Raw genomic sequence first — 2703 nt, 5'->3', positions numbered from 1 at the left:
GACGTCCACCCCGAGGGCGAACGCGTCCCGGGCGGAGGCCAGCAGTTCCGCGCCCGCCTCCGCCGGGAGCCCGGACGCGGCGTCCACCGCGCCGCCGAGCGTCTCCCCGGCCTCGGCGGGCGCGCCGCCCGGGACGGCGACGGCGCTGCGGTAGACCGCGCTGAGCACGCCGCCGAGCACCGCGGTGCCGAACACGGCCCCGATCTCGTAGGCGGTCTCGGACACCGCGGACGCGGCTCCGGCGCGCTCCGGTGGCGCGGCGGCCAGGATCGCGTCGTTGGTGACGGTCTCGGACAGCCCGATCCCGGTCCCGATCAGCACCGCGGCGGCGACCAGCAGGACCGCAGCGGAGTCCACCCGCAGCCACAGGCACGCGAGGTAGCCGACCAGCACGAGCGTCAGCCCGATCGCGACCAGCACGTGCAACGGCACCCGACGGGCCAGCCGCGCCGCGCCGAGACCGGCGAGCACCGTCGCGACGAACCCCGGCAGCAACAGCAGCCCGGTCTGCAGCGGCGAGCGCCCGAGTACGAGCTGCAGGTACTGCGCGGAGAAGAACAGCAGCCCGGTCAGGCCGAACATCGTCGTCGCGTTGGCCAGCGCGCTGTAGCGCAGCACCGGCGCGGCGAACAGCTCGATGTCGATCAGCGGGCGGCGTCCGGCGCGGACCTGCGCGCGGGCGCGGGCCACGAACGCCGCGCCCGCGGCCAGCCCGGCCAGCAACGACAGGCCGGCGGCCGGGGTGATCCCGTCCGCGCCGACGAGCTTCACCGCGAGCACCAGCGGGGCCATCGTCAGCAGCGAGAGCAGGGCGCCGACCAGGTCGAGACGGTCCGCGCCGGCCGTCCGCGACTCCGGTGCAGACTCTCGTTCCGCCTTCGCTCCTCTCGGCAGCAGCAACCGGCCTGCGACCAGCAGCAGCACCATCACCGGCACGTTCACCACGAACACCGAGCCCCACCAGAAGTGCTCCAGCAACACCCCGCCGACGATCGGTCCGAGCGCGGCGCCGGCCGCGAAACCGGTGGCCCACACGGCCAGCGCGGTCCGGCGCCGGGCCCGGTCGGTGAACACCGAGCGCAGCAGGGCCAGCGTCGAGGGCATCAGCATCGCGCCGAAGAACCCCAGCAGGGCCCGGGCGGCGACGAGGTGGGTGGCGTCGGTGGCGTACGCCGCGGCGAGCGAGACCAGCCCGAACCCGGCCACCCCGATCAGCAGCAGGCGCCGGCGCCCGATCCGGTCCCCGAGGGTCCCCATCGTCACCAGCAACCCGGCCAGCACCAGCGGGTAGACGTCGACGACCCACAGCAGCGTCGTCGCGTCCGGCCGCAGCGCGGTGCTGATCGCGGGCAGGGCGACGCCGAGCACCGTGTTGTCGATCGAGACGAGCAGCGTGGGCAGGGTCAGGACGGCCAGCGCGAGCCAGGCGCGCAGGCCGGTCGGCGCCGGTGCCTGCGACGTGCGTGGCAGCGGCGTGCGGGGGTGCAGCAGGGACATCGGGGTTCTCTCGCGTTCGCAACGGAATGGTGACGCCTGTGTACCGTCCAGCCGGTACATATTCATACCGTCCAGACGGTACAGTCAAGGTCGCGTCAACGGCCAGGCCTCGGCGGGGTGAGAGGCCCCACCCCGCTCCGGTGGCCGTCCCTAGACTGTGTCGATGACCGGCGCCCGCGACCGCGTCCTCGACGCCTACGAGTCGCTCCTGCTCGAGCAGGGCCCCTCCGGCGCGACCCTGGACGCCGTGGCGGCCGCGGCGGAGGTGTCCAAGGGCGGGCTGCTCTACCACTTCGGGTCCAAGGACGCGCTGGCCGGCGGGCTGCTGGAGCGGCTGCGGGAGCGCAGCACCCGGGACGCGGAGCTGATGCGGTCGGATCCGGACGGGCCGGTGGCCTACTACCTGCGCACGTCGGTGCCCGGTGCCGCCTCGCCGGCCGGGCTCACCCGGACCTACCTGGCCACGCTGCGGATCGCCGACGCCAGCGGCACCGCCGCCCGTGAGGTGCTGGCGCGAGTGGACGCCGACGGGCTGGCCGCGCTGCGTGAGGAGATCACCGACCCGGTGCTGGCCTGGCTGGTGCAGCTCGTCGGGGACGGGCTCTACCTGCGCACGCTCACCGGCGCGCCGCTGACCGGCGACGTCTCGGTGGAGGAGCTGCGCAGCAAGCTCCGCTCGCTGCTGGCCGCGTCGGCCTGAGCGGAGCGGGTACGTGGCGAACCGGGCGAACCGCCCGATCGCGGGGCGCACCGATCGATCACAGCCGGTACGCTCACCGCGTCGGCGAGTAGGGGAGGCAGCTGCGTGGACAGTTCCGGCGGAGCGAGCGCCTTGGTGATGGTGTTCATCGGACTGGTGATCACCGTCGGCGTCGGCCAGATCCTGTTCCGGAGCGGGGAGCCGTTCCTGGAGGAGGTCTTCCAGAACAACGAGACCGCCCGCTCCCTGAACCGGCTGCTCAGCGTCCTGTTCCACCTGCTCACGCTCGGCGTGCTGGCGATGATCTCGATCGCGGACGTCCCGAGCGGCAACGGTCCGGTGCAGACGATCGTGTTCAAGATCGGTGTCGTGCTCCTGGTCGTCGGTATCGCCTACGGCGTGTCGATGCTGGTGCTGCTGCGCATCCGCGAGCGCCGCCGCCAGGCCGCGAAGTCCGACGCGATCGACCAGAGCCTCGCCGAGCAGCGTCAGGGGCGTTCCCCCGG

General features: G+C 73.6%; 3 protein-coding genes. 2 read left to right on the top strand and 1 reads right to left on the bottom strand.

All coding sequences use genetic code 11. The features are described 5' to 3' along the window. On the bottom strand, positions 1 to 1497 hold a 1497-nt coding region (locus I4I78_RS31730), incomplete at its 3' end, for an MFS transporter (RefSeq protein ID WP_218615199.1). 163 nt (positions 1498 to 1660) lie between these two features. On the opposite strand from I4I78_RS31730, the gene I4I78_RS31725 reads away from it, so the two are divergent. Continuing rightward, on the top strand, positions 1661 to 2197 hold the full coding sequence (locus I4I78_RS31725) for a TetR/AcrR family transcriptional regulator (RefSeq protein ID WP_218615198.1): 537 nt from the start codon (positions 1661 to 1663) through the stop codon (positions 2195 to 2197). A 105-nt stretch (positions 2198 to 2302) separates the two neighbouring features. Next, positions 2303 to 2703: hypothetical protein (locus tag I4I78_RS31720; RefSeq protein WP_218615197.1), on the top strand; the 401-nt coding region annotated here is incomplete at its 3' end.

Source organism: Pseudonocardia sp. KRD291 (assembly GCF_019263595.1).
GTDB lineage: Bacteria > Actinomycetota > Actinomycetes > Mycobacteriales > Pseudonocardiaceae > Pseudonocardia.
This window is presented reverse-complemented; position numbering and strand designations above follow the sequence as displayed.